The sequence below is a fragment of the Micromonospora sp. NPDC050784 genome (genome assembly GCF_044456765.1).
GTDB classification, from domain to species: Bacteria; Actinomycetota; Actinomycetes; order Mycobacteriales; family Micromonosporaceae; genus Micromonospora; species Micromonospora foliorum.
This window is the reverse complement of sequence record NZ_JBITGG010000014.1, coordinates 20,137-45,085: the sequence shown is the minus strand read 5'-3', so window position 1 is coordinate 45,085 and position 24,949 is coordinate 20,137. Positions and strand designations below refer to the sequence as shown.

Sequence of the window (24,949 nt, the reverse complement as noted above, 5' to 3'; positions counted from 1 at the left end):
ACATCCGGTACGCGGACGTGAACTACAGGCCCGCCAGGGTACTCGGGCTGTCAGTCGGCGACGAGGAGCGCCTGGGGCGCGGCGGCCTTCATCCGGGTACGCAGCCACTTGAGCTGGATCGCCGTTTCACCCTTGCAACGCCGCACGACCGCGAGCAGCTCCTCGTCGCGGACACCGTAGGCGGCCTGGCCGACGACGGTCCAGGTGATGTCGCACTCGGCGGCCATCAGGTAGAGGTCCTGGAGGTCCCGCAGGAGGCCGATGCCTCCGGTGCGGGTGCCGGTGAACAGTTGCGAGTACAACCGGTCGGGTTCGTCGGGGGCGTCCTCGGAGTAGCGGGCCACGAACGGGTGCAGCTGTTCGGCGTGGGCGTCGCAGCGCCGCGCCTGCTGCTGGCAGAGGTGCTCGATGTCGGGTTCCTCGGCGTGCGCGTCGGCGACCTGCCGGAACGCGTCGGCCAGGTTGACCTGCGCCCGGTGCAGGAGACCGAGGTAGTGGGCGAGGTGCACGGCTCACTCCTTCCCGCTGGTGGCCTCGGCCGCCGGCCCACCAACGGTGGGCGGCACATTGGCGTCCGCCGGTGGTGCGCTGCCGCCGACCGTCGGCGCCGGCGAGGGTACGCCCCGCCCGTCGGCGAGTTTCGTCACCGTGACGGCCGCGACCTTGAAGAGGGGCTGTTTGGAGACCGGGTCCCAGGCGGTGATGGTCAGCTCGTTCGCCGCCCGTGGGGTGCGGTCGGCGGGATCCTGGTCGAAGTAGCCGTAGTGGAAGGGCAGGAAGACGACGCCGGGGCGGATGCCGCAGAGCCGGGCACGGGCCTGGACGGCGCCGCGCGCCGAGGAGACGCCGACCAGGTCGCCCTCGACGATGCCGACCCGGGCCGCGTCGGCGGGGTTGAGCTCCACCCACACGTCCGGCGCCGCCTGGTTGAGTTGGGGGGCGCGGCCGGTCTTGGTGCGGGTGTGGAACTGGTAGACGGTACGACCGGTGGTGAGGAGCAGCGGATGCTCCTCGTCGGGCACCTCCGGGGACGGCTGGTAGTCGACGCTGTGCAGGAACGCCCGCCCGCCCGGTTCCTTGGCCCGGTATTCCGCCTCGGTGAACTCCGCACCGGTGGCCAGGTCCTGGCCGTACGTCTCGCAGTAGTCGGGGTCGGTGTGGAAGTGTCCGTCGGTGTAGAGACGCTCGGTGCCGTCGGGTTGCTCGTCGGTGCAGGGCCACTGGATGCCCGAGCCGCCGCGCAGCTTGTCGTAGGTGATGCCGGTGTAGTCGCACGGCCGGCCCCGCGAACACTCCTTCCACGCCTCGAACACCTCCTCCGGTCCGCTCCAGTCGATCAGCGGCTGTCCGTCGCGGTCACGGAAGTCCATCCGGCGGGCGTAGTCGAGGAAGATGTCCAGGTCCGGGCGGGCCTCCCCGGGCGGGTCGACAGCCTTGTCGGAGATGTGCACGGTCCGGTCGACACTTGTGAACGTGCCGGTCTTCTCGCCCCAGGTGGCGGCGGGCAGCACGACATCGGCCAGCTCGGCGGTCTCGGTGAGGAAGAGATCCTGGACCACCACGAACAGCTCCGGCCTGCTCAGGATCTGCCGGATCCGGTGCAGCTCGGGCAGCGAGACGGCCGGGTTGGTGGCGGAGATCCACAGCAGTTTGATCGAGCCCTGCTCGGCGTACCGGAAGATCTGCATGGCGTGCGTCGGCGGCGCCCAGTGCGGGATGGTGTCCACGTCCACGTTCCACAGCCGGGCCAACTCCTCGATGTGGGCGGTGTTCGCCCAGTTGCGCAGGCCGGGCAGGTCACCGTCGGCGCCGGTCTCCCGGGTGTTCTGCGCGGTGGGCTGGCCGTTCATCTGGTAGATCCCGGCGCCGGGCCGGCCGATCATGCCGCGAACCAGGTGCAGGTTGTTGACGGCACAGGCGGCGGCGGTGGCCTGGTTCGACTGGTAGAAGCCCTGCAACACGGTCGACAGCAACCGCTGCGAGGTGCCGAGCAGCTCGGCGGCGCGCTCTACATCGGCGGCCGGTACGTCGCAGATGTCGGCGACCCGCCGCGGCGGGTAGCCGTCGACGATCCGGCACAGCTCGTCGAAACCGAGGGTGTGTGCGTCGACGTAGGCGTGGTCGTACCAGCCGCGCCGGATGATCTCCCGGAGCAGGCCGTTCATCAGGGCCACGTTGGTGCCGTTACGCACCGCCAGGTGCAGATCGGCCTCCCGGGCGACCGGGGTGGCGCGCGGGTCCACCGCCAGCATCGCCGGCGGGTTGGGGCCACGGCGTCGGTCCAGCATTCGCATCCACAGCACCGTCTGCGTCTCCGCGACGTTGTGACCCCACAGCGCGATCGCGTCGCAGTGGTCCACGTCGGTGTACGAGCCGGGTTGCCCGTCGGTGCCGAAACTCGCCTTCATCGCCGCCGCAGCGGTGGCCGTGCACAGCCTGGTGTTGCCGTCCATGTGCGGCGTGCCCAGACCGGCCTTACCGATCACACCCAGCGTGTAGTACTCCTCCAGGAACAGCTGCCCGGTGGTGTAGAAGCCGAAGTGTCCCCACCCACCCGGCCCGTCGAGGAGTTCCTTCGACCGGGCCACGATCCGGCCCATCGCGGTGTCCCAGTCCGACTCGACCAGGCGACCGCCGTCGCGAACCAGCGGTCGGGTCAGCCGGTCCGAGCTGTGGTTGGCCTGCCAGCCGTACAGGTCCTTCGGGTCGACCCGACCCCGGTTGATCCGGTCCACGGCCCGACCACGCACCCCGACGATCCGCCCGTCGGCGACGCCGATGTCCAGCGCGTCGCCGTTGGAGTGCAGCACCGACGCCGACTGCACCCACCGCTCCACGTCGGCATCGGACCGGCCGTCGGCCAGGTACCGGTCCACCCGCACCGGCCACTGCTGCCCAGGCCCGTACGGGGTCCGCTCACCCCACGGGTCCGCGATCCGGTCCACCACGATGTCCTCCTTCCGGTGCCGGCGCGGTGCCGCCCACAGCGGCATCGCCGGATCGACACCCGTCCGTACAACCCGGTGCGGTCACCGCCCCGATCCTCGCGCGCACTCACCCCCTCTTCTCCCGAATCCCGTTCGTCATGCCTGCCCGAGGTCACTGCGGATCGTCGAAGCCTTCGGTAGCCCGTTCGCGGCGCAGGTGCGCCAGCGCCCGCCGGCCCAGGTCGGTGTTCTCCCGACCGAGCGCCTCGTACATCGTGGCGACCTTCTCGTACGGCTGCGCGGGCGGAAGCAGCGGGATCGCCGGGTCCACGATCGCCTCGATCAGCGTCGGCCGGTCCGCCGACAGGGCCTCGTCCCACGCGGTGTCGACCTCGGCCGGACTGGTGACCCGGACGCCGCGCAAACCCAGCAGCTCGGCCCACCGGGCGTACGGTGCGTCGGGCAGGCGCTGGGAGTCGACGAAGCGGGGATCGCCCTCCATCTCCCGCTGTTCCCAGCTCACCTCGGCCAGGTCGCGGTTGTGCAGCACCAGCACCACGAACCGGGGGTCCGCCCAGTCCCGCCAGCGGTGCGCGACGGTGAGCAACTCGGCGAGCCCGTTCATCTGCATCGCCCCGTCCCCGGCCAGTGCCACCACCGGTCGGTGCGGGGCGGCGAGTTTCGCGGCCAGCCCGTACGGCAGCGCCGAACCCATCGAGGCCAGGGTGCTGGACAGGTGCGCGTCCACACCGACGGGCAGCCGCAGGTGCCGGGCGTACCAGTAGGTCACCGACCCGACGTCCACCGCCACCTGCGCGTCATCGGGTAGCCGCTCGGAGAGGGTGTGCAGGACGTACTGCGGGTTCACCGGCTCGGCGGCAGCCGTCGCCCGCTGTCGGGCGATGTCCCGCCAGCGGGTCACCTCGCCCTCGACGCGCTGACGCCAGCTCCGGTCGGACCGCGCGGTGAGCAGCGGCAGCAGCGCCCGGATGGTCTCGGCGGCGTCGCCCAGCAGCGGCACCTCAACGGGGTAGCGCATGCCCAGGCGTCGGCCGTCGATGTCGATCTGCACCGCCCGGGCCTGCCCCGGTGCCGGGTAGAACTCCGACCAGGGATCGTTGCTGCCGACAATCACCAGGGTGTCGCACTCGTTCATCAACATGCTGCTGGCGGTGCTGCCCAGGTGGCCCATCACGCCGGTGTGAAAGGGCAGCGCCTCGTCCAGCACCGGCTTGCCCAGCAGCGACGCGGTCACGCCGGCGCCGAGCGCCTCGGCCAGCTCGACCACCTCGCCAGCGGCGGCTCGGGCACCCTGCCCCACCAGGATCGCCACCCGCTCCCCGGCGTCGAGCAGGTCCGCGGCTGCCCGCAGATCACCGGCGCGGGGCCGCATTTCCGGCACCGGCAACCCGGGGTTGGTCACCATGATTCCGTGCTCATGCGCGCCGAGGTCCGGGGCCGGGGCGGTCTGCACGTCGTGCGGCAGGATCACACAGGTCGGGCTCCGGGTCGCCAGGGCGGTGCGGATCGCCCGGTCGAGCAGCATCGGCAGCTGTTCCGGGGTGTACGCGGTCTGCACGAACTGTGCGCACACATCGCCGTAGAGGCGGACCAGGTCGATCTCCTGCTGGTAGCCGCTACCCAGCACGGACGTCACCTGCTGACCGACCAGGGCGAGCACCGGCTGGGAGTCCAGCCGGGCGTCATAGAGGCCGTTGAGCAGATGTACCGCACCCGGTCCCTGGGTCGACAGGCACACGCCCAGCCCGCCGGTGTACTTCGCGTGACCGCACGCCATGAACGCCGCGGTCTCCTCGTGCCGGGCCTGCACGAACTCCGGCCGACCGGCCCGACGCAGGGCCCCCATCACCCCATCGATACCGTCCCCGGAGTAGCCGAAGACCCGGTCCACGCCCCAGTCGGCCAACCGGGCCACCACCAGGTCCGACACCGTCGCGTCCGCCACCGTCGCCTCCTCGCCTCCGACCGCCCTTCCAGCATGTGGCCCTACCCCCAGGTTGGCGGACCGAACCGGACGGCGGCACTCTTCGGGGATCCGCACGATCGGGGCCGGGTCGGGAGCCGCCACCGCCCGAATGGTGTCAACGACAAAAATGCTGGGTAGGGTGGTTCGCGGGTCAAGACATGCGCCCAGGTCCGCCGCCCGCGTCTTCAGTGCGCGGGAGGGTCCGACTCACCGATGTACCAAATCGGGAGGCGTCATGTCCATCCTCGAACAGCCCACCCGGCACCGTGCGCAACCTCCTCGGCACCGCCCCCAACCCAATTGGCACGACGCTCAACCCGCTCGGCACGATGCTCAGCCCGCCAGACCGATCATGACGCTGGACCTGAACAATGATCGGCATACGGCGCTGATCACCGTTTCCGGCGAGGTGGACATGAGCACCGCTCATCTCATCAGCGAGCTGGCCGAACACGTGATCACCCGGCGACCCGCACGCTTGGCGCTCGATCTCTCCGGGGTGACCTTCTTCAGCGCCCACGGCATCAGCGCCCTGCTGCGAACACAGCGCGCGGCCGAGTCCGCCGGGGTCACGTTGGCCCTGCAGGCCGCCGCTCCGTGCGTCACCTACCTGCTGGCAGTGACCAGCACCGGGATAGAGCTGGGCATGCCGGTGGCCACCGCGAGTCGGTGAGCCGACACCACCCGCCGCGGTAGTCGGCGAGGTGTGCCTGCCCGTCGCCTGGCGGATCGTCACCGCGCATGTCTCGGTCTTGGCCGCTCCGACGGCCTGACGGCCGCGCGCCGCCCGGAACAGGTCCCGGGCGGCGCGTCTCCGACATGAGGGCGGGTACTAGGTGCGCGTGCTCCACTGCTGGTTGGCGCCGCCGTGGCAGGCCCAGAGGTGCAGTTGCGTCCCGTTGGCCGTGCCGGAGCCGACGGCATCGAGGCACAGCCCCGATTGGGCGCTGGTGATGGTGCCGTTGGAGTTGAGGTTCCACTGTTGGTTGGCTTGGCCGTTGCAGTCCCAGATGAGGACCGCGGTGCCGTTGCTGCTGCCCGCCCCGCTGGCGTCCAGGCACTTGTTGCCGTAGACGGTCAGGGTGCGGTTGGCGGTGTAGGTCCAGCGTTGGTTGGTGCCGCCGTGACAGTCCCACAGCTGCGGGCGGGCGCCGTTGCTGGTGCTGGAGTTGGGGATGTCGACGCACCGGCCGGACTGGCTACCCGCGATCAGCACGTTCTGCTGGCCGGGCGGCGGGGTCGTCGGCGGGGGAGTGGTGGGCGGCACGTCGGAACCGAACTGGGTGAAGAACCGCCACACCTCCTGCTTGACCCAGCTCCGCGCGCCGCTCTCACAGCCGGCGCACCCGTCCACCGGACCCTGCTGGTGGCCGCCGTCGAAGGCGGCCCAGACCACCGGGTAGCCGGGCTGGCAGGAGTACGCGGTGGTGATGTGGGTCAGGCTGCCAGCCCTCGGCTCGGGCGGGTTCTGCGCGGCGCAACCGTTGTTGCGGACGAACCTGTCGCGCAGCGACCGTCCGCTGGGGATGTTGTCGTTGATGCCGTGAATCCCCAGGTACGCCACGGGCTGGGTGCCGCCGCTGCATCCGCTGATCGCCCCCGGTGCCGCGATTGCCGCGACCGCCCGGAACACCGTCGGTCGGGAACACGCCAACGAGTAGCTCATCGCGCCGCCGTAGCTGAACCCGACCGAGAACCGTTGTGTGGTGTCGACGCAGAGAGCGTTGTCGATCATGCGGATCATGTCGTCGGTGAAGGTGACGTCCTCACCGTTGGAGTTGCCCCAGCCGTTGTTGAGGCCCTGCGGGGCGACGAAGATCGTGGTGTTGTTCGACTGGGAGAGCATGCCGTAATAGGCCCACGGGGCTCCGTCGGTGCCGCCCGAAGCGACCTGACTGGCGGTGCCGCCCAACCAGTGGAACCCGAAGGCCAGCCGGTGGGCGTAGGTGTTGTTGTAGTTGTCCGGCAACCGAAGGATGAAGCTGCGGCTCTTTCCGCTGCTCTGGATGGTGTGCGTGCCGCTGTTCAGCCCGGGCGCCTTGCCGCAGCCGGCAGTGGTGGCCGCGGCCGCCGGTGCGACGGTCGTGACGACGTACATTGCGACGGCGATCAGGACCATGGCCGCCATGACTGCCCCCAGCCAGGGGGCGGAGAGTTTGCGATGTGGCACGGTTGAGCCTCCTTGTGACTGGTTGAACGTCCGTTGGGCCGGTCCCCATCCGGGGGGCCTCGCCGGGCTCAGCTTCGGCTCCATCGTTGGTTGGCCGCGCCGGTGCAGTCCGAGATCTGGATGCGCGTGCCGTTGGCCGTGCCGTTGCCGACCATGTCCAGGCAGCGGTTCGAACCAACCCCGGTGATCGAGCCGTCGGTGTTGAGCCGCCACTTCTGGTTGGACTGGCCGTTGCAGTCCCAGATGATCACCGAGCTGCCGTTCGCGGTGCCGGCGCCGTTGACGTCGAGGCACTTGCCGCCGAAGACCCGCAGCTCCTGGGCGGCGGTCGAGGTCCAGCTCTGGTTGCTCTGGCCGTGGCAGTCCCAGATGATCGCCGCCGTGCCATTGGCCTGCGAGGCGCCGTTGACGTCCAGGCAGCGTCCGGAGGACGTGCTGCGTAGGGGCGAGGTGCCGCTCGGCGGCGGGGTGGTCGGTGGCGGCGTCGTGGGGTCGGTGCTACCGAACTGGGTGAAGAATCTCCACACCTCGCCCTTGGTCCAGGTCCGGGCTCCGCTGTCCCCGCCGCCGTCCACCGGACCGGGGGTGTGCCCGCCGTCGAAGGCGGCCCAGACCACCGGATAGCCGGACCGGCAGCCCGAGTAGGTGGTGGTGATGTGGGTCAGGCTGCCCGCCCTCGGCTCGGGCGGGCTCTGTGCGGTGCACCCGTTGTTCCGCACGAACGTGTCACGCAGGGAGCGTCCGGCGGAGACGTTGAGCACCGGATCCCCGATGCCGTGAATCCCCATGTACGCGACCGGCTGGCTGCCGCCGCTGCACCCGCTGAGCTGCCCGCCGGAGTAGACCGCGACAGCGCGGAAGACACTTGGCCGGGAACAGGCCAGCGAATAGCTCATGCCGCCGCCGTAGCTGAAGCCGAGCGCGAAGCGTTGCGTCGTGTCGACACAGAGGTCTGCCTCGATCACCCTGATCATGTCGTCGACGAAGGTGACGTCCTGGCCGCCGGGGTTGGCCCAGCCGTTGCCGTTGCCCTGCGGGGCGACGAAAATGGTGGTGTTGTTCGCCTGCTGCCGCAGCCCGTAGTAGGACCAGGCCGCCCCGTCGGCCCCACCGCCGTCGACGTCGTTGGCGGTGCCGCCGTTCCAGTGGAAACCGAAGATCAAACGGTAGGCGTGGTTCCGGTCGTAGTTGTCAGGCATCCTCAGGATGAAACTGCGGTTCTGACCGCTGCTCTGGATGGACCGTTGGCCGCTGGTCAACGTGGGCGCCTTGCCGCACCCGGCGGTCGCCGCGGCCGCTGCGACGTTCGCGGCCGATGCGGTGGTGCTCAAGCCACCCGCCAGTGCCGCCGCGCTCACGGTCACGACGACGGCCGCCGCCGTCGCGAGCAATCCAAGGATGGGTCTACGTCTTGTCATGAAGGGGCTCCCGCCACTCGGCACGAACTGGTGACAACGGCGCCCGGCCGGCTCATCGACACGGGTTCCCGTCACTGGTCTCGCCGCCCACGCGGGACCAGTCGGTCGTCGAATCGATGGTGGTCACACGTGCGCCCGAACACCACGCGACCGCCGGACGGTGCCGGGGCACCCGGCTCGACGTCGAATCGATTCGCCCCGACGCTAGATCGCATAGTGACAGATGTCAATGCTGTGTCCGGCAGGTTGCGGGACGGCCCGGTCAGGCGCTCGTGAGATCCGCCGCGCCGAAGGAGACCGCGAATCGCTTGCACCAGATGGAGACGCTCCGGAAGTCGCGTGGGTCCACCGATGCCGGGAGCTCGTACACCTGGTTGCCCTTGTTGCCCTTGAGCCTGGCCAGCTCGACCCATTCGCCATCGTCGAACACCCGCCAGCCGGCGGTGCCTCGGATGACCGGTTGGTCGGTCAGCCACACCCGCAGGTCCGGACCGTTCGACGTGTTCAGGTCTCGGATGACGAGCTGGTGGCGCCCGTCGGCGAGCCGGTGGAGCTCGGCGGTGCCGGTCGTCCGGTGCTCATGGGTGACGAACTCGCCGGCCGTCAGGATCTCGTTGCCGGCCGGGGTGGCTGCCGAGGCCGAGGGGGCCGGCGATGTGGGCGCCGGGGTGGCCGGTGTCGTCTCTACGCGGGGGACCGCATCGTCGACGTAGGTGTCGGTGAACAGCTTCCACGGTTGGAACCAGTAGAGGGCCAGCACCGCCACGACGACAGCGGCGGCGAGGCCGGCCCGGGCCACCGGGAACCGGAAGATCCGTTTTCCCACCCCCGCAGCGTACGGCCGCGGTCGCCGTCGAACCGGTCGCGAATCCTTTCGGATTACTTACGACGGTGTACCGGCGAGAGCCTGTCCGCACGGGCACGCTCCCTGGTCCGCCGGCAGCGTCTTCACCGCGTCGCCGAGCAGGAGCCGCAGGCGGTCGATGTTGCGGGCGAAGACCGTGAACACCTCCTGCTGGGTCACGCCCTGACCAACCTCGACGCCCGAGTCGAGGTCGGTCACCAGGGACAGCGCGGTGTAACACAGTGCCAGCTCGCGGGCCAGCACCGCCTCGGGATGACCGGTCATGCCGACGACCGACCAGCCCTCCCGGGCGTACCACTGTGATTCGGCCCGGGTGGAGAACCGCGGCCCCTCGATGACGACCATGGTTCCGCCGTCGACCGGCTGCCAACCGGCGTTGCGGGCGGCGTCGAGGACGGTGGATCGTCCGACCGGACAGTAGGGGTCGGCGAAGGGCACATGGACGACCTGGGGGAGTTGCCCGTCCGCGCCTGGCTGTCCGTCGTAGTAGGTCTGCTCCCGGCCGCTGGTCCGGTCGACGAGTTGGTCCGGTACGACGAGGGTCCCGGGGCCCAGATCCGGTCGCAGGCCGCCCACGGCGCCCGGTGCGAGTACCTGGCGGACGCCGAGTGCTCGCAGCGCCCACAGGTTGGCCCGGTAGTTGATGCGGTGTGGGGCAAGGGTGTGCCGGCGTCCGTGGCGGGGCAGGAACACCACCGGCCGCCCGGCGAGACTGCCGATGGACAGCGTGTCGCTCGGCGGTCCGTACGGGGTGCCGACGGTGTGCTCGGTGACGTCGTCAAGGAATTCGTAGAAACCGGATCCGCCGATCACGCCGATCGGTGGGCGGTCACTCGTGCTGGTGCCTGCTGCTGACATGGGTGCCTCTCCCGGGTGACGTGTGCAGAGCTCGTGGGGCCCACTCAGGGACGGGTGGTTCGTCGGTCCGTGACGTGCCGAATGACGGTGGTGGCGACGACCAGGACGAGCACGATCGCGGCCCAGAGAACAGCCAGCCCGACAGCGAGCCCCAGCGGGTAGTTGCGGTCCGGCAGGCCCGGGTTCGGCGGCGCCGAGGGCGGTCGCCAGAGCAGGGGCACCGCGATCAGCAGCAACGTCGCGCTGGCCATCAGGCCCGCAGCGATCCAGGCCAGGCGTAACCGGTTCGTCACCAGTCGACCCAGAGCCAGCCCGACCAGTCCCACCAGCGGTGCCACCAGGACGTCGTGCAGCACCGGGCCGCCGATCAGCCACGGCAGGGTGGTGCCGAGCTGGGGAACAAGTAGCCAACCGCCGTACGCGGTGGCGGCGGCACCGAGCACGAGGAGGAGCAGCCGGACGGCCCTCACCGCAGCACCTCCAACCGCGCCACCCACTTGGTCTGGAGGACGCCCGGCCGACTCGGAGCGATGAGTCGGCAGGGGTACCCGTGGTCCGGCGACAGCTGCTCGCCATTGATCCGCAGGGCGAGCAGGGTCAGCGGGTCGCGGGCATGGGCCGCCGGCAGTGTGCTGGCCGCGTACAGGCCGTCGGGTTCCAGCGAGGTGACCCGAACCGGCCGGCCGGTTGGTGCGCCGGCCCAGCGGAGCAGGTCGACGACGGGTACGCCGGTCCAGTGGGCCGAGGCGCTCCAGCCCTCGACGCAGGCGATCGGTAGCTCTGCCGTGCGTTGCGGCAGGCCAGCCAGTTCGGCCAGGGACAGGGTGCTCCGCCCGCCCGGCCAAACGATCTCCAGCCGCCAGTTCGGTGGAACGGCGATGCGCGCGGCAGCCGCCGTACGGTTGATCGGTACGCCCTGCGGCCCGGAGGCGGAACGCCACGCCAGCGGCGACACCCGACGTAACCACGGCACGGTGACCCCGCCGGTGGCCAGCACGGCGATGCCGGCGACGCCCACCGCGGTACGCAGGAACGCGCGCCGCTGCGCCGAGTCCCGATCGTGAGGCCCCGGTGCCCCGGCCCGCACCGCTCTCCCGCCGCGCAGTGGCGTGCCCAGTGCCGTGCGGGCGACCGGGAGCTTCACCGCGACGTGCAGCAGTACCGCGCCCGCTACCAGCCAGGCCACCGCGTAGTGCGCCGTCGGGAAGAAGAAGCCCCACGGGTAGGACTGGGCGACGTTGAACAGGCCCGTGACCAGTTCGAAGAAAGCGGCGCAGACCAGCACCAGGACGGAGATCCGTTCGAGGGCGTGGACGGACAACCGGATCGGCCGGCGCAGGGGCGGCCGGACAAACAGCCGGGGGTAGACGCTCCACAGTTTGGCCAGCAGCAACGGAACGGCCGCGACACCGGAGAGCACGTGGACGCCCTGGGTGACCCGGTACAGGCTGACCGGTCGGGTCGGCCAGGTGAACCAGCCCGGCGGGTGCTGGAGGTAGTGGCTGAGCAGTCCGGTGCAGAAACACAGCCCGAAGGCCACCCCGAGCCAGAGGCCGAGTCGGGCGGCGACCAGCGGTGAGTGTGAGGGCGCCGTGAAGTCCCCGGGGACCGGGAGGCGTGGCCGGCGGATCATGGGCGCGCCAACTCGGCGAACCAGCGTGCACCGAACCGGAAACGGTCGGCGACCCGCAGGCCGGCAGCGGCGGCGGTACGGGCCACCGCCTCCGCCCCGACCCGCGCCCACCGAAACGCCGGTCCCCGCAGTTCCCGGTCGCCGGACGATCCGGACAGGACGTACGCCTGCCCCTGCCACAGCCCGGCCCCCGGGGGTTGCGCCTCGACCACAAGCGTTCCGTCGGCCGCGATCAGGGCGCCGCACCGGCGTAGCAGTCGGACCGGGTCGCCACCGATGCCGATGTTGCCGTCGATGAGCAGGGCGTGTGCCCACCTCCCCTCGCCGGGGAGTGGTTCGAAGACGTCGCGTCGCAGGGCGACCACACCCCGACCCTGGGTCAGACGTACCGCCTCGGCGGAGATGTCCACCCCCAGTGCGACGAGGCCGCGCTGGGCCAGTGCCCTGGTCAGCCGGCCGGGGCCGCAACCGAGATCGATGGTGGGTCCGGCGCAGCGTGCGGCGACGGACTCGACTGCCGGTTCCGGCGGGCCGTGCCAGCGCCGCACCGGCAACAGGTCACGTCGCCCGTCGGTGTGCACCAGCCAGTGGTCGGGCTGGGCCGCGGGCACCCCGGCGACCGGTGTGCCGTACCCGTCATGGTCGGCGGGCCACCCGCCGCCCAGCGCCACACCGAAACCGCCGAGGCTGATCGTCGACGTCACCGGGGGCGTCCGCTCACCAGCTGACCGCCCACCGACGCGACCGCCTCCGCGAACCGGGTGCCGGGTAGGTCGGCCGCGACCGCCAGCGCCGACGACCAGTCGTCGACATCCCGCAGAACGGGCAGGATCGCCGGGTCCATGCCGTGCCCGCGCAGGGCGGCGAGGGTACGGCGACCGGTGTCGTCGGTCGACATGGGAACATCGCGTAACGCGCTCGCGTACGACGGATCGCGTAACCCGAGCGCCCACCAGCCGCCGTCGAGCGCCGGCCCGAGCACCGCCTCGTGCTCGGCGAGTCGCTGTAGCGCGGTGGTGAGCAGGGCCGGCCGGATCTGCGGCGTGTCCATGCCGATCTGCAGCACCGGTCGGCCGGGAAACGCCGCAGCGGTGTCGGCGTGGGCGTTCGCCAGCCGTTCGGCGAACGTGCCGCCGCGCTGCGCGAGCAGATGCCAACCCGCCAACGCGGTGGTCAACTCCGCGCCGTACTCGGCATCGGCGAACCGACCGGTGTGGGCCAACACGGGAATGGTCGAGGCGGTGTCGCGCACCGCCGCGAGGGTGTCCAACAGCGCCGCCGCCGCGACCCGGGCCGCCTGGGTGGGATCAGCGGGCGGGCAGAGGCGCGTCTTGGCCAGCCCGGGGACCGGTGCCTTCGCGACCAGGAGCAGGACGTTCACCGGCCACCACCGACGTCGGCGCGCAGTACTCCGGCGAAGTCGCGGCTCGCCCGCCACGTGCCCCGGACCGACCCGGAGACCTTCGAGCTGGTGCCGGCGGCCCGAGGCGCGTACGCGACATCCAGCTCGAGGATCCGCCAGCCCGCCTCGGCCGCCCGGAGCAGCAGTTCCAGGGGGTAGCCGAACGCTCGGTCGTTGACACCGAGGCCCAGCAGCGCCGCCGGACGGGCCACCCGGATCGGGCTGATGTCGTACACCGGCACCCCGCGATGCCGCAGCAACGCGGCGACCAGCGCGTTCCCGGTGCGGGCATGCCACGGCCAGGCACCCGCCGACACCGGCCGACGCCGCCCGACGGCGAGATCCGCCCGACCGTCGAGCACCGCCGCGACGAGCCTGGGCAATTCCGCTGGATCGAACGAGCCGTCCGCGTCGAGTACGCAGACCAGATCCGCCTCCGCCGCCAGCAGGCCGGCGTGCACGGCCGCGCCGTACCCGCGGCGCGGCTCGTGGACGACCCGGGCCCCGTACGCGGCCGCGACGACCGGCGAACCGTCGGTGGAGCCGTTGTCGACCACGATGGCGCGGTAGCCGGGCGGCAGACCGCTCAGTACGGCAGGCAGTGCGGCCGCCTCGTCCAGACAGGGCAGCACCACGTCGATCGTTGTGTGCATACCGGCGACGCTAGGCCCGCCCCGGGCTGTCCGGACCGCCGTTCGTCCTTACGAATCGCTTACACGGCAACGGATCTTACGACTCCCTGACGTCTCACCGTCTGGCTGTCGGATCCCTGGTCAGAGGTCGTATCGTCGGCCGTCACCATGACCATGATGACCCGGCCGGGACGACCCCGGTTCGCCGACCTGATCGTCCTCGGCGCCGAGGTGGTCCTGCTCGCCGCCGCCGTCGCCGTCGGCGCGCTGCTCAACCAGCAGGGCGTACGGCTGCACGCCGACGCGGCGCCGCTCTACGCCGCCTGGCAGCCTCATCTGGGGCCTGGTACTCCCGCCGCGCTTCTCGTCGCGGCGCTGTTCGTCTGGCGGGGCACGCGTTGGGGAACCGACGCGCCGTGGCGGCGGCTGCTACTCGTCGGCTATCTCGCCTCGGTGCTCTGGACGCTGTCGCTGGCCCTGGTGGACGGCTGGTCCGCGGGGTTGACCGAGCGGCTCACCGTGCAGGCCGAGTACCTGCACGAGGTGCCCGGGGTTACGGACGTCGGCATCATGCTGTCCGGCTTCGCCGACCGGATCCTCGACTTCCAACCCGATTCGTGGTCCACCCACACCGCCGCCCATCCGCCGGGGGCGTTGCTGCTCTTCGTCTGGCTCGATCGGATTGGCCTGGGCGGCGGGACCGCCGCCGGGCTGGCCTGTGTGCTGCTCGGCGCCACCGTCTCGGTGTCGGTTCCGGTGACGTTGCGGGCGCTCGGCGTCGAGGACGCGGCCCGGGCGGTGTGGCCGTTTGTGGTGCTCTTTCCGGGAGCGGTCTGGGTGGGCGCGTCCGCGGACGGGATCTTCGCCGCGGTGGTCGCCGCCGGGCTGGCGCTGCTGGCGGTCGGCGGCCGACCCGGGGCCGCACTGGGCGGGTTGCTCCTCGGCTTCGCGCTCTACCTGTCGTACGGGTTCGTCCTGGTCGGGGTCCTCGCGTTGACCGTGGCGTTGCTCCGGGCGCGGGATCGCCTCGGCGTGCTCCTGTTCGCGGCGACGGCGGCCGGGGCCGTCGTCGCCGTGTTCACCCTCGCCGGGTTCTGGTGGCTGGACGGCTACCACCTGGTGGCGCGTCGTTACTACCAGGGGTGGGCGGCGGAACGTCCGTACGGTTACTGGGTCTGGGCGAATCTCGCCGCTCTGCTCCTCTCGGCCGGCCCGGTGGTCGGGCCGGCACTGCGACGGGCGGTAGCCGCCGTGCCGATCCGAGCACCGCGCCCACCGCTCGCGGCGGCCCTCCGACAGCGGATCGCCAGCACCGGACCCACGGTGTGGTTGCCCGTCGCGGCGGCGGTGGCCGTGCTCGCGGCGGACTTGTCCGGGCTCAGCAAGGCCGAGGCGGAGCGGATCTGGCTACCGTTCGCCGTCTGGCTGCTGGTCGCTACCGCGCACCTGCCGCAGGGTCACCGTCGGTGGTGGTTGGCGGCCCAGGCCGCCACGGCGCTCGCCGTCAACCACCTGCTGTGGACGGTGTCGTGACCGATGCCGGATCCCGCATCACCGCGGTGGTGAAGTCGGCGATACCGGCGGCGAAGCCGATTCGGGCGGTGAAACCGAGCAGCCGGGCGGCGCGGGCCGGATCGGCCACCACGTGCCGTACGTCTGCCGCCCGCCCGCCCCCGACCGTGACGGGCGCCGGCCCGCCCATCGCCGACGCCAGCTCGTGGGCCAACTCGCCGACGGTGTGCGGTTCACCCGAGCAGACGTTGACCGGGGTCAGGGGATCCGGTGCCGGGGTCGTGAGGGCCAACAGGTTGGCCGTGGCCACGTCGGCCACGTGCACGAAGTCGCGTCGTTGCCGGCCGTCCTCCAGCACCCGGGGCGGTCGTCCGGCGGCCAGGGCGGAACGAAAGATCGATGCGACCCCCGAATACGGGGTGTCACGAGGCATTCGCGGGCCGTAGACGTTGTGGTACCGCAGGGCCCACACCGATCCGCCGGTCTGCCGGGCCCAGGCGCCGGCGAGGTGTTCCTGGGCCAGCTTGGTGGCAGCGTACGTGCTGCGCGGCTCCAGCGGCGCGTCCTCGGGCACGAGACCGGGGGAGAGCGCCTGGTCGCAGCGAGGGCAGGTTGGCTCGTACCAGCCCTCGGCCAGGTCGACGGCCCGACGGCCTGCGGGCCGGACGATTCCGTGGGCGGGGCAGTGGTAGCGGCCCTCGCCGTAGACCACCATCGAGCTGGCCAGCACCAGTCGGCGTACCCCGGTGGCGTGCATCGCCGCGAGCAGGGTGGCCGTGCCGAGGTCGTTGTGTGCGGCGTACCGGGGGGCGTCGGCCGGGTCGATGCCGTGGCCGACCATTGCCGCCTGGTGGCAGACCGCGTCGACCCCGGCCAGCAGCCGGGTCAGCAGCTCGCTGTCGCGTACGTCGCCGACCACGAGGTCGTGCCGCTCGGCCCAGGGCGGCGCTGTCGCACCGTGCGCCTCGGGCAGGAGCGCGTCCACGGCCACCACCTCGTGCCCGTCTTCGGTGAGCAGGTCGGCGACGTGTGAGCCGATGAATCCGGCCGCACCGGTGACAAGGATCCGCATTCCGGTCACCGTATGACCTCGTGTGCGCCGGGGCGGGTCTCCGCACGCAGCCGTAAGGACCTCGCAAGATTTGCCGGGGCGGGAGGACCCCGGCGCGTGGCTACGCTGGGCCGATGGACAGCTGGGGGAGACGTTGACGGGTCGGAACGGGGAAGGTTCGTGACACAGCGTGTGCTGGTGGTCGACGACGATCAGACCGTGAGCGACGTCATTCGTCGCTACCTCGAGAACGACGGCTTCCAGGTGAGCCTCGCGGCCGACGGTGCGGCGGCGCTGGCGGCGGTGGAGCGGCAGGCACCACACCTGGTCGTGCTCGACCTGATGCTGCCCCTGGTCAACGGCCTGGAGGTGTGCCGGGCGCTGCGGGTACGGCCGGACGGCGTACCGATCGTCATGCTGACCGCGCGCGGTGACGAGTCCGACCGGATCCTCGGGCTGCAGCTCGGCGCGGACGACTACCTGACCAAGCCCTTCTCCCCCCGGGAACTGGTGCTGCGGGTCCGTTCGGTGCTCCGTCGCGCCGGCGGTGGGACGCCACCCGAGCGGCCGGAGGCGCTCACCGACGGCAACCTGGTGGTGTACACGACCTCCCGAACCGCCCGTCTCGCCGGTGCCGACCTGGCCCTGACGCTGCGCGAATTCGACCTGCTCGTCCACCTCATGCGGCACCCGTCCCGGGTCTTCGGCCGGGCCGAACTCCTTGAGCAGGTCTGGGGCTGGAACTTCGGGGACCACTCGACAGTGACCGTGCACGTACGTCGGCTGCGGGAGAAGATCGAGGCCAACCCGGCCGATCCGCAGCGGATCGTGACCGTCTGGGGTGTCGGCTACCGCTACGAGCCGGCCCATGCGTGACGTACTCCTGATCTTCGCGATCGCCCTCGGCGCGGCACTGGGCATCGGGCTCGCCGGCGCGGTGCTGCTCCGCGCCCTTCGACGCAGCTCGATCACCGTGCACCTCAGCGTGCTGCTCACCACCACGGTGGTCGCCGTCGCGGTCGGGGTGATGGCGGTCGCGGAAGCGATGTTCCTCTCCGCGCACGACCTTGAGGTGGTCCTGATCACCGTCGCGGCGGCGGCGGTGGTCAGCCTCGCCGTCGGCGGGCACTTCGGCCGGCGACTGGCCCGCGCCGCGGTCTGGCGCGACCAGGCCCGGGAGCGGGAACGGCAACTGGAGAAGGGCCGACGCGACCTGGTCGCCTGGGTCTCCCACGACCTGCGTACGCCGCTCGCCGGGCTGAGGGCCATGGCGGAGGCCCTGGAGGACCGGGTGGTTCGTGATCCGGACACGGTCGACGAGTACCACCGACGGATCCGGCTGGAGACCGACCGGATGACCCGACTCGTCGACGACCTGTTCGAGCTGTCCCGGATCAACGCGGGAGCGCTGAGGTTGTCGTTGACGGCGGTGCCGCTCGGAGAGGTGGTCTCGGACGCGCTGGCCAGCACCACCCCGCTGGCGAACGCTCGCCGGATCAAGCTGGTTGCCAGCGAGTCGGGATGGCCCACGGTCGCCGCGAGCGAACCGGAGCTGGCTCGGGTCGTGGCCAACCTGCTGCTCAACGCGGTCCGCTACACCCCGGAGGACGGCACCGTACGTATCGAAGCCGGCCGAGAGGAGGACCACGCCTGGCTGTCGGTTGCCGACACCTGTGGCGGCATCCCCCCGGCCGACCTTCCCCGGCTGTTCGACATCGCATTTCGTGGCGAACCGGCCCGCACGCCCGGACCCGGCGACGGTGGGGCGTCCGGAGGGCTCGGGCTGGCCATCGTTCACGGCCTGGTGGAGGCACACGGAGGCCGGGTGGAGGTGTGCAACACCCCCGACGGCTGCCAGTTCATGGTCCGGCTGGCCACCGCCTGACGGAACGTTCGGGGTAGCGGGATGAGACCGTCGACGGTGCTCGATGGATAGCCTGCCTCGCGGGTCCACACTGTTTGCCGGATCTGACTACGCTTTCCTTGTCTCGGGACGCGATCGATGGAGGGCGCATGTCGGTGACTGAGCCGGTGAGCGGGGAGTTCGCTCGCATGCTGGACGCGACTGTTGGCGCGTTGCGCGCCACCAACGCTGCGCCGGGGGACGAGGAGGCCGCGCGCCTGCGCCGGGTCGGTGAGTCCGCCGAGGGGCAGGTCCGTGCCGAGTTCGGCGCCGATGGCCGGCTGGAGTCGCTGACGCTGGACCCGCGGATGATGCGGCTCGGCGCGGCCGAGGTCTGTGACCACGTGATGGAGGCCGTGAACGCGGCGATCGACTCGATGCGCGGCGGTGGCCCGACCCTGGCCTCCGGTGACCTCTCGCAGCTCACCGAGCAGCTGGAGCAGGTTCGTGACACGGCGGTGCCGCGGCTCGGCACGTTCCTGCAGGCGCTCACGGACGCGCAGGAGCGGATGGCTCGGGGAGGTTCCCGATGAGCGGCTTCGAGGTCGATCCCGCGTTGCTGCGTTCCGGCGGCGATGAGGTCATCGGCGCCGCCGAACGCTTCATCGGGCAGCTGGAGAGCTTCGAGGCACAGATGCAGGGGTACGGCGAGCCGTGGGGCGCCGACGACATCGGCTCGCTGATCGGCATCGCGTACACGGAGGCGTCCACCTGGGTTCTGGACTGCATCGGCGTGGCCGCCGAGGAGATCGGCTCGGCCGGCAGCGACCTGACGCAGATGGCCGACAACTTCGAGTTGGTCGAGGAAGCCGCCGCGGGAGCGCTGCGGGACATCCAGGGAATGCTGGGGTGACGGCGTGGGACTCCAACTGCCGGGTGAGCTGATCACGGCACTCGGCTGGATCGGCTACACCTGGCCCGAGGCCGACGAGGAAAAGCTGTTCGAGATGGGCCAGGCCTGGCTGGACTTCTCCGGCACGGTCGCCGACGCCTCCGGCGAGGCCGGCTCGGCTGCGGCAGCCATCTGGTCGCAGCATCAGGGCGAGTCGGTGCAGGCGTTCCAGAAGTGGTGGTCCAACCCGGAGAGTGGCCCCGGAACGCTGTCGGACTACTCCCAGGCCGCGATGTTGATCGGCACCGGGCTGATCATCGCCGCCGCGATCGTCCTCGCGCTGAAGATCCAAGTGATCGTGCAGTTGGCGATCCTCGCCTTCGAGGTGGCGCAGGCGATCGCCACCGCCGTCGTCACGTTCGGCGCGTCGCTGGCCGAGATCCCGATCTTCCAGATCATCACCCGAGAGATCGTCGGTCTGCTGATCGACCAGGTGATCCAGGAGCTCCTCGATGCCTAGCAGGGCGCCGAAGAGCTCGAAGAAGCGCGGCGGTGCTGGCAAGCCGAGGGTTGGCAAGGGCGTCCGGGCGGCGGTGAAGAAAGCCGCCGCCAAGCCGGTGGTACGTAACAACGACCTGCCCGAGGTCACGATCAAGGTGCAGCGCAGGCCGTTCCACGCCCGCGGCCAGTTTGACCGGAAGATGAACGCGCTGAAGAAGCTCAGCGACGAGGGCAAGCTGTTCAAGCAGGCGAACCCGGTCGGCCGGGACAAGAAGATCACCGCGGACTACAAGAAGCGCATCCGGCAGAAGATCTTCGACAAGTACTGGCCCCACGACAAGAAGATGGCGAACGCCCTCGCTGCCCGACTTCGCAAGCAGCAGCCCGACCATGTGTGGGAGCTGCAACTCGGCGGCGCCGACGACGTTAGTAATCTGAAGCTTCTGCACGGCAGAACAAACTGGGATGTCGGCGGGCAGATTTGGCATCAGATCAAGAACCTGCCCGATGGCACACCGATCCGAATAGAGGTAGTGGATTGAATCCCGAGCTGCGGGAGCTCATCGCGGAGCTGCGTACCGACCTGGAGGCGGACCAGCCGGCGACGCTGGCGTGGGCACAGATCAACGAGGGCGCTCCGGCCGACCAGATTCCCGCCGAGCTACCGCAGCCGGTCCGGGAGCTGCTGGAGACCGCCAACGGCATCCTGGCCGGTGCGTTCGACCTGCCCGCACTCACGGACCTCGACGACATCCAGTACTACCTCGAGCAGATGCCCGAGTTCACCGGCGTCGCCGACGAACCCGCCGAGTGGCTGGTCATCGGCACGCTGAACGACGAGCCGCTGCTGCTCCGACGCGACACCGGCGCGGTCTGGTACTTCCCGGCGGAGACCACCGACGAGTGGTTCATGCGCGAGCTGTTCCTCGACGTCGCGCCGGACCTCGACTCGTTCCTCGCCTACTACGTCTTCGGCGCCGGATACGGCGAGGTTGGCTTCGACGACGACGAGTGGTGGGAGTTCCTCGACGAGCACGGTCTGACCACGCCCGACGACGAGGACGAGGAGACGGACGATTGACCGCGACACATGAGGAGCTCACGGCGCTCTGGGGCGCGGACGGGATGATCTACTTTCCGCTCGACCGGTTCGACGACGTCCTCGGCCCGCTGACGCCAGAGGTCTTCCCGCCGTTCGGGGCCATCCCGGTCGACGTGCCGATCCTGTTCACGATCGACGTCGACGTCTCCGGCCTGGAGCTGTTCTCCAAGCTGAAGATCGAGATCGGCGACGCCAGCCCTCGCATCCACATCGTCCTCGGCAGCTCGCCCGAGGACCCGCAGCTGCTCTTCTGCCTCGACGCGCTGACCGGCGCCGTCGTGATGCTGGACCTGGAGACCCCCAACTTCGAGACGGTCAACGCCACCTTCGCCGCGTTCGTCGAATTCCTCTACCGGCTCGGGCAGCTCATCGCGACAGACCCGGGCGGCCGGGCCCGCGCCGCCCGCGCCGCCGCCATCGGCGAGGAGCTGATGGACGTCGACTCGTCCGCGTTCGCCGACCCGAAGTCCTGGTGGAGCCTGGCCTTCGAACAGCTGGAATCCACCAGCGGCTAGCCTCGTCGCGGCCGGCCCGGCCGGGATAGCGCAAGCGCCGTCGACGATGCGCTGGTGGTTCACCGCGCCCGCGGCTCTGGTATGGACGCGATCGGCTGCTCCGACGGTGTTGCCTCTCGATGCCAGTTTTCGGCGAGGAGGGCGTAGGTGTAGCCGTCTACCCAGCCCAGTTCGGCGTGCCAGGAATCGCCGACGCCGTGCTGTTCACGACGCATGCCGACCTTCTCGAGGATTCGCACCGAGGCGAGGTTGTCCGCGAAGCAGCCGGCGGTGATTCTCCGAATGTCCAGCCGGTCGAATGCGTGCGCCACCACCGCGGTCACCGCCTCGGTCGCGTACCCATTTCCGCCGTAGGCTGGATCGAAGATGTAGCCGAGCTGGGCTTCGGTCCGTGGTGGCATGCCGGGTTGACCCATGCCGTCGACGACGTCGAGCGAGACGGTTCCGATCACCACGCCGTCGAGCGTGGCCGCCATGCTGTGGTCGTCGGGGTCTGCGGCCGCGCGTCGCCATGCCGCGCGGAAGGACGCAGGGTCGACCTGCGTGCGGAGTAGCCAGCGCGTGACCTGCGGCAGATTGCGGTACTCCAGGATCCGGTCGATGTCCTCGTCCCGCACCGGGCGGAGCTCGAGGCGTTCAGTGCGTACGGTGGTGTTCTCCATGAGGCGGGACGCTAGTGGACGCACCCCGGCGAAACGCCCGATTATTGGTCCGCCCGACCCGACACATGGCGCACGCTCATGCCGCTCGCGGCGGACTGGGTGAACTTCAGGGCATGACGTCCACCAGTACCTTGCCGACCGCGCCGGCTTCTACCGTTCGGTGAGCGTCGGCGGTGCGCCGCAGTGGAAAGCGGAGCAGTGGCAGGCCGTGTGCCTCGCCGACCGGTAGGGCGCCGTCACGGATCGCGGCGGTGACGTCCTCGACGGCTGTGGCGCGCGCCTGCGGCCCAGCCGTGTAGAGCACCAGGAACTGCAAGCGCGTGTTGAGCACCATGTGCTGACCCACGTTCAACTCGACCGGATGTCCGCCCTCGTTGGCGTACGTCGCGATCGTGCCGCGGGTTCGCAGCACGGCCAGGTCCAGAGCCAGGTTCGCGCCCAACGCCACCTCGGCGACGATGTCGACGCCGTCAGGGGCGATCGCACGGATGGCGGCGGCTTGGTCGCCCTCGCGATAGTTGATGGTGTGGTGGGCTCCGGCTGCGGTGGCCAGCGCCGCCTTCTCCGGGCCGCTGACCGTGGCGATCACGGTGGCGCCGGCCCATCGGGCGAGCTGGATCACTACGTGCCCGACCGCGCCGGCCCCGCCGGCGGCGAGCACCACCTTGCCGTCGAGCACCCCGGGGCGTAGGCGGCGTGGCCCGTCCTCGGCGACGGTGAGTGCGCGGTGTGCGGTGAGCGCGGGGACGCCGAGCGACGCGCCGACGTCGAAGCCGGCCTCGTCTGGCAGCGGCACGGCCTGATCGGCCGGTACGACGGTGAACTCGGCGGCGGTGCCGGTCGGCCGTCCGGCGGCGGCCATGAACAGCCACACACGCTGACCGACCCGGCCGGGGTCAACCCCTTCACCGACGGCGTCGACCACACCGGCGCCGTCGAGGTGCGGGGTGATTTCGGGGAAGACCTTGCGGTGGGCAACGCCGGTGCGGGCCTGCCAGTCGGTCGGGTTGACCCCGGACACGGCAACCCTGACGCGCACCTCGCCGGGTTCGGGCGTGGGCCGGTCACGCTCGACGAACTGGAGAACGTCGGGCCCGCCGTGATCGCGGTAGATAATTGCTTTCATGATCCGTCCAATGTTCGATCTGCGTCGCACCGTTCGAGCTGCATCGAACAGTACGACGAGAGTCGGACTTTCCGCAAGATCTGGCTAAGCTTCATCCCGTGACCGAGGTGATCGAACCCGCCATCGAGACCGTGACGATCGACGTCGTGCTCAGCGCGCTCGCCGACCCGGTGCGGCTCACGCTCGTGCGTGCCCTCGACGAGGCTGGGGACTGGACGTGCGGCAGTGACGTCCTCAAGGAGGCCGGCGTCACCATCGGCAAGTCAACGGTGTCGCACCACATCAAGGTGCTGCGCGATGCAGGCCTGATCCGCACGCGAGTCGACGGCATCCGGCGGCTGGTCACCCTCCGCTACGACGACGTGGAACAACGCTTTCCCGGGCTGCTGACCATGCTCCGCGAGGCTGCCCCTGCCCGCGCCGCCGCGCAGGCACGCACCTCATCCGCATGAGGCAAGCGGGCGCGAGTGTCACGACGCGTCTTCTCGGGTCGCCGTAGACTTCGATCATGAGGCGAAACCTCACGGAGGTCGCGGCCGAACTGCAGGCACTCGATGTGCTGGACTTCGACGTGATGCAGCTCGACGCCAGTGGCAGCGACCAGCTCTGCGCGATCTGTAGGGAGTTGGCCGAGCGGGATGACCCCCAGCAGTGGGCGCCACTGCTCTACGCCTTCATGGAACGCCTCGACGCGGCGGATCTGGGTAGTCCTCTCGTACACACCCTGGAAACCTGGCGTGGCTACCGGCCCTTGCTGGCTCAATGACTTTGCCACTCGCCCTCGGCGAGTTTCTTCAGGTTGAGCAGCTGTCGCCGAGCCATGATCAGGTCGCCGACGGACAGCCCGGGTGCCGCCCAGCGGGTCGTCCGCATGACGACCTTGAGCAGCAAGCGCGTCGTGTCGTGCTCCTGAGGCACGAGGACGTAGGACATGAAGGCGCCCATGATGGTGCTCGTCAGTTCTCTGCCGGGGTCGACCGAGACGATCCTGCCCAACTTTCGTCCTCCGGCGGTGGTGAGTGCCTCTCCGACCTGGGGCTCGGGCAGGTCCTTCAGTTGTCGAGGCGAGCGGTGGCCGAGGTTGTCGATCCAGTCGTACGAGTACGGGGCAAGCCTCACCTGGGCTATCCACGGCCACACCGCTGCGGCGGGCGCCTCGATCCCCACTCCCCGCCACGCCTGGAGAGTGGGCGAGACGACGAAGTCGTCGCAGGGATAGGCACGCAAGGTCTCGCTGGTGGTCACGCCCCACCGGTCACCGATCACGCATCCATCGTCCGTCATGCAGCTCCAGCGGCAGCCGATGAGCGGCTCAGTCGACTCGCTGGGCCAGCACCTGCCCCGGCCAGGATCCGACAAGGAAGGTCTCGGTGGGCGCGAACCCCTGGCGCTCGTAGTACGCCACCAACTCGCCACCACCGCCGGCCCAGCAGTCGACCCGTAGCAACCGCACGCCAGCTCGCCGGGTTTCCTCCACGGCGTGTGCCAACAGGACCGACCCGAGGCTCCGGCCGGCGAACCGTCGGTGGGAGACCAGGAGGCGGACGTACCGCTCGGGTTCTTCCACAGGCGCGATCGGTACCCGCGGGTCGGGCCCGGAGTCCAACACCAGTGCCGCTGCCGGGGCCCCGTCCACTTCCGCGATGTACGGAAGGTTTTCGGTCAGATACCGGTCGACCTGTTCGGCCCGTTCGGGTTTTTCCGAGAACGGGGTCGTGCCCCACTGCTCGGTGTTGCCGCGCTCGTTCATCCAGACCACCGCGGAGTCGAGCATGTCCAGTACGGCAGGTGCGTCGGCCGGGCCGCCGCGTCTGATGCGTACGCCGCGGGTGGTGTCGTCCATGGCGGAATGG

General features: G+C 70.4%; 30 protein-coding genes. 13 read left to right on the top strand and 17 right to left on the bottom strand.

Features of this window, described 5'->3' with window-relative positions; all coding sequences use genetic code 11:
* Nucleotides 1–50: 50 nt before the first annotated feature.
* The 3 genes from ACIBD9_RS19895 to ACIBD9_RS19885 all read right to left on the bottom strand — a co-directional run bounded on the left by ACIBD9_RS19895 (nt 51) and on the right by ACIBD9_RS19885 (nt 4,893).
* Nucleotides 51–509, bottom strand: a complete 459-nt coding sequence (locus ACIBD9_RS19895; protein ID WP_396719582.1) for a hypothetical protein — start codon at nt 507–509, stop codon at nt 51–53.
* A 3-nt stretch (nt 510–512) separates the two neighbouring features.
* On the bottom strand, nt 513–2,948 hold the full coding sequence (locus ACIBD9_RS19890; RefSeq protein WP_396719580.1) for a molybdopterin oxidoreductase family protein: 2,436 nt from the start codon (nt 2,946–2,948) through the stop codon (nt 513–515).
* A gap of 151 nt (nt 2,949–3,099) precedes the next feature.
* Entirely contained in the window at nt 3,100–4,893 is a 1,794-nt protein-coding gene (locus ACIBD9_RS19885; protein WP_396719578.1) for a thiamine pyrophosphate-requiring protein, read from the bottom strand.
* Between the two features lie 256 nt (nt 4,894–5,149).
* Between ACIBD9_RS19885 and ACIBD9_RS19880 the strand changes: the two genes are divergently transcribed.
* Nucleotides 5,150–5,587, top strand: coding sequence for an STAS domain-containing protein (locus tag ACIBD9_RS19880; RefSeq protein WP_396719576.1), 438 nt, complete (start codon nt 5,150–5,152; stop codon nt 5,585–5,587).
* Between the two features lie 159 nt (nt 5,588–5,746).
* Here the strand turns inward: ACIBD9_RS19880 and ACIBD9_RS19875 are convergent, their stop codons facing one another.
* Entirely contained in the window at nt 5,747–7,084 is a 1,338-nt protein-coding gene (locus ACIBD9_RS19875) for a ricin-type beta-trefoil lectin domain protein (RefSeq protein ID WP_396719574.1), read from the bottom strand.
* Nucleotides 7,085–7,152: 68 nt separating this feature from the next.
* A complete protein-coding gene (locus ACIBD9_RS19870) occupies nt 7,153–8,283 on the bottom strand; it encodes a ricin-type beta-trefoil lectin domain protein (protein WP_396719572.1) in 1,131 nt (376 codons plus the stop codon).
* Between the two features lie 37 nt (nt 8,284–8,320).
* Between ACIBD9_RS19870 and ACIBD9_RS19865 the strand changes: the two genes are divergently transcribed.
* Nucleotides 8,321–8,536: a hypothetical protein gene (locus tag ACIBD9_RS19865; protein WP_396719571.1), complete on the top strand. Its 216-nt coding sequence runs from the start codon at nt 8,321–8,323 to the stop codon at nt 8,534–8,536.
* A 228-nt stretch (nt 8,537–8,764) separates the two neighbouring features.
* On the opposite strand, the gene ACIBD9_RS19860 is transcribed toward ACIBD9_RS19865, so the two are convergent.
* From ACIBD9_RS19860 to ACIBD9_RS19830, 7 genes are read right to left on the bottom strand one after another with little or no spacing between them, the layout of a single operon-like run.
* On the bottom strand, nt 8,765–9,328 hold the full coding sequence (locus tag ACIBD9_RS19860; RefSeq protein ID WP_396719569.1) for a DM13 domain-containing protein: 564 nt from the start codon (nt 9,326–9,328) through the stop codon (nt 8,765–8,767).
* Between the two features lie 57 nt (nt 9,329–9,385).
* Nucleotides 9,386–10,225 carry an S-methyl-5'-thioadenosine phosphorylase gene (locus ACIBD9_RS19855; protein WP_396719567.1) on the bottom strand — a complete coding sequence of 280 codons (840 nt, stop codon included), beginning with the start codon at nt 10,223–10,225 and terminating at the stop codon, nt 9,386–9,388.
* A 44-nt stretch (nt 10,226–10,269) separates the two neighbouring features.
* On the bottom strand, nt 10,270–10,695 hold the full coding sequence (locus ACIBD9_RS19850; RefSeq protein ID WP_396719565.1) for a hypothetical protein: 426 nt from the start codon (nt 10,693–10,695) through the stop codon (nt 10,270–10,272).
* Entirely contained in the window at nt 10,692–11,858 is a 1,167-nt protein-coding gene (locus tag ACIBD9_RS19845) for a molybdopterin-dependent oxidoreductase (RefSeq protein ID WP_396719563.1), read from the bottom strand. Before ACIBD9_RS19845 ends, ACIBD9_RS19850 begins: the two co-directional genes overlap by 4 nt.
* The gene (locus tag ACIBD9_RS19840) at nt 11,855–12,562 is read right to left on the bottom strand and encodes a class I SAM-dependent methyltransferase (RefSeq protein WP_396719561.1); all 708 of its coding nucleotides are present in this window, start codon (nt 12,560–12,562) and stop codon (nt 11,855–11,857) included. The genes ACIBD9_RS19845 and ACIBD9_RS19840 overlap by 4 nt, the downstream gene beginning before the upstream one ends.
* Nucleotides 12,559–13,239: a DUF2064 domain-containing protein gene (locus ACIBD9_RS19835; protein ID WP_396719559.1), complete on the bottom strand. Its 681-nt coding sequence runs from the start codon at nt 13,237–13,239 to the stop codon at nt 12,559–12,561. The genes ACIBD9_RS19840 and ACIBD9_RS19835 overlap by 4 nt, the downstream gene beginning before the upstream one ends.
* Entirely contained in the window at nt 13,236–13,913 is a 678-nt protein-coding gene (locus ACIBD9_RS19830; protein ID WP_396719557.1) for a glycosyltransferase family 2 protein, read from the bottom strand. The genes ACIBD9_RS19835 and ACIBD9_RS19830 overlap by 4 nt, the downstream gene beginning before the upstream one ends.
* 147 nt (nt 13,914–14,060) lie before the next feature.
* Here ACIBD9_RS19830 and ACIBD9_RS19825 point away from each other — a divergent pair, with 147 nt between their 5' ends.
* On the top strand, nt 14,061–15,425 hold the full coding sequence (locus ACIBD9_RS19825; RefSeq protein WP_396719555.1) for a hypothetical protein: 1,365 nt from the start codon (nt 14,061–14,063) through the stop codon (nt 15,423–15,425).
* On the opposite strand, the gene ACIBD9_RS19820 is transcribed toward ACIBD9_RS19825, so the two are convergent.
* A complete protein-coding gene (locus ACIBD9_RS19820) occupies nt 15,397–16,476 on the bottom strand; it encodes an NAD-dependent epimerase/dehydratase family protein (RefSeq protein WP_396719553.1) in 1,080 nt (359 codons plus the stop codon). The two genes, ACIBD9_RS19825 and ACIBD9_RS19820, sit on opposite strands and share 29 nt — an antisense overlap.
* A gap of 159 nt (nt 16,477–16,635) precedes the next feature.
* Between ACIBD9_RS19820 and ACIBD9_RS19815 the strand changes: the two genes are divergently transcribed.
* The 8 genes from ACIBD9_RS19815 (at nt 16,636) to ACIBD9_RS19780 (ending at nt 21,308) form a co-directional block, all read left to right on the top strand.
* On the top strand, nt 16,636–17,331 hold the full coding sequence (locus ACIBD9_RS19815; protein ID WP_396719551.1) for a response regulator transcription factor: 696 nt from the start codon (nt 16,636–16,638) through the stop codon (nt 17,329–17,331).
* On the top strand, nt 17,324–18,340 hold the full coding sequence (locus tag ACIBD9_RS19810) for a sensor histidine kinase (protein ID WP_396719549.1): 1,017 nt from the start codon (nt 17,324–17,326) through the stop codon (nt 18,338–18,340). Before ACIBD9_RS19815 ends, ACIBD9_RS19810 begins: the two co-directional genes overlap by 8 nt.
* A gap of 128 nt (nt 18,341–18,468) precedes the next feature.
* Nucleotides 18,469–18,891, top strand: a complete 423-nt coding sequence (locus ACIBD9_RS19805; protein WP_396719547.1) for a YbaB/EbfC family nucleoid-associated protein — start codon at nt 18,469–18,471, stop codon at nt 18,889–18,891.
* Nucleotides 18,888–19,211, top strand: a complete 324-nt coding sequence (locus ACIBD9_RS19800) for a hypothetical protein (RefSeq protein ID WP_387174820.1) — start codon at nt 18,888–18,890, stop codon at nt 19,209–19,211. The genes ACIBD9_RS19805 and ACIBD9_RS19800 overlap by 4 nt, the downstream gene beginning before the upstream one ends.
* Before the next feature lie 4 nt (nt 19,212–19,215).
* Nucleotides 19,216–19,710 (top strand): hypothetical protein, encoded by a 495-nt coding sequence (locus tag ACIBD9_RS19795; RefSeq protein WP_387174819.1) that lies wholly within the window; start codon nt 19,216–19,218, stop codon nt 19,708–19,710.
* On the top strand, nt 19,703–20,233 hold the full coding sequence (locus tag ACIBD9_RS19790) for an endonuclease (RefSeq protein ID WP_387174817.1): 531 nt from the start codon (nt 19,703–19,705) through the stop codon (nt 20,231–20,233). The genes ACIBD9_RS19795 and ACIBD9_RS19790 overlap by 8 nt, the downstream gene beginning before the upstream one ends.
* Complete coding sequence (locus ACIBD9_RS19785; RefSeq protein ID WP_396719545.1) at nt 20,230–20,772, top strand: SUKH-4 family immunity protein; 543 nt, start codon at nt 20,230–20,232, stop codon at nt 20,770–20,772. The genes ACIBD9_RS19790 and ACIBD9_RS19785 overlap by 4 nt, the downstream gene beginning before the upstream one ends.
* The gene (locus ACIBD9_RS19780) at nt 20,769–21,308 is read left to right on the top strand and encodes an SUKH-4 family immunity protein (protein WP_396719543.1); all 540 of its coding nucleotides are present in this window, start codon (nt 20,769–20,771) and stop codon (nt 21,306–21,308) included. The genes ACIBD9_RS19785 and ACIBD9_RS19780 overlap by 4 nt, the downstream gene beginning before the upstream one ends.
* A gap of 59 nt (nt 21,309–21,367) precedes the next feature.
* On the opposite strand, the gene ACIBD9_RS19775 is transcribed toward ACIBD9_RS19780, so the two are convergent.
* Together ACIBD9_RS19775 and ACIBD9_RS19770 are read right to left on the bottom strand one after the other, a co-directional pair.
* Entirely contained in the window at nt 21,368–21,970 is a 603-nt protein-coding gene (locus tag ACIBD9_RS19775; protein WP_396719541.1) for a GNAT family N-acetyltransferase, read from the bottom strand.
* A 106-nt stretch (nt 21,971–22,076) separates the two neighbouring features.
* Nucleotides 22,077–23,096 (bottom strand): NADPH:quinone reductase, encoded by a 1,020-nt coding sequence (locus tag ACIBD9_RS19770; RefSeq protein WP_396719539.1) that lies wholly within the window; start codon nt 23,094–23,096, stop codon nt 22,077–22,079.
* A gap of 98 nt (nt 23,097–23,194) precedes the next feature.
* Between ACIBD9_RS19770 and ACIBD9_RS19765 the strand changes: the two genes are divergently transcribed.
* Both ACIBD9_RS19765 and ACIBD9_RS19760 read left to right on the top strand, forming a co-directional pair.
* On the top strand, nt 23,195–23,548 hold the full coding sequence (locus ACIBD9_RS19765) for an ArsR/SmtB family transcription factor (RefSeq protein WP_396719538.1): 354 nt from the start codon (nt 23,195–23,197) through the stop codon (nt 23,546–23,548).
* Nucleotides 23,549–23,604: 56 nt separating this feature from the next.
* The gene (locus ACIBD9_RS19760; protein ID WP_396719536.1) at nt 23,605–23,862 is read left to right on the top strand and encodes a hypothetical protein; all 258 of its coding nucleotides are present in this window, start codon (nt 23,605–23,607) and stop codon (nt 23,860–23,862) included.
* On the opposite strand, the gene ACIBD9_RS19755 is transcribed toward ACIBD9_RS19760, so the two are convergent.
* Nucleotides 23,856–24,380, bottom strand: coding sequence for a polyketide cyclase (locus tag ACIBD9_RS19755; RefSeq protein WP_396719534.1), 525 nt, complete (start codon nt 24,378–24,380; stop codon nt 23,856–23,858). The genes ACIBD9_RS19760 and ACIBD9_RS19755 overlap by 7 nt on opposite strands.
* Nucleotides 24,381–24,408: 28 nt before the next feature.
* On the bottom strand, nt 24,409–24,939 hold the full coding sequence (locus ACIBD9_RS19750; RefSeq protein WP_396719532.1) for a GNAT family N-acetyltransferase: 531 nt from the start codon (nt 24,937–24,939) through the stop codon (nt 24,409–24,411).
* Between the last annotated feature and the right edge of the window lie 10 nt (nt 24,940–24,949).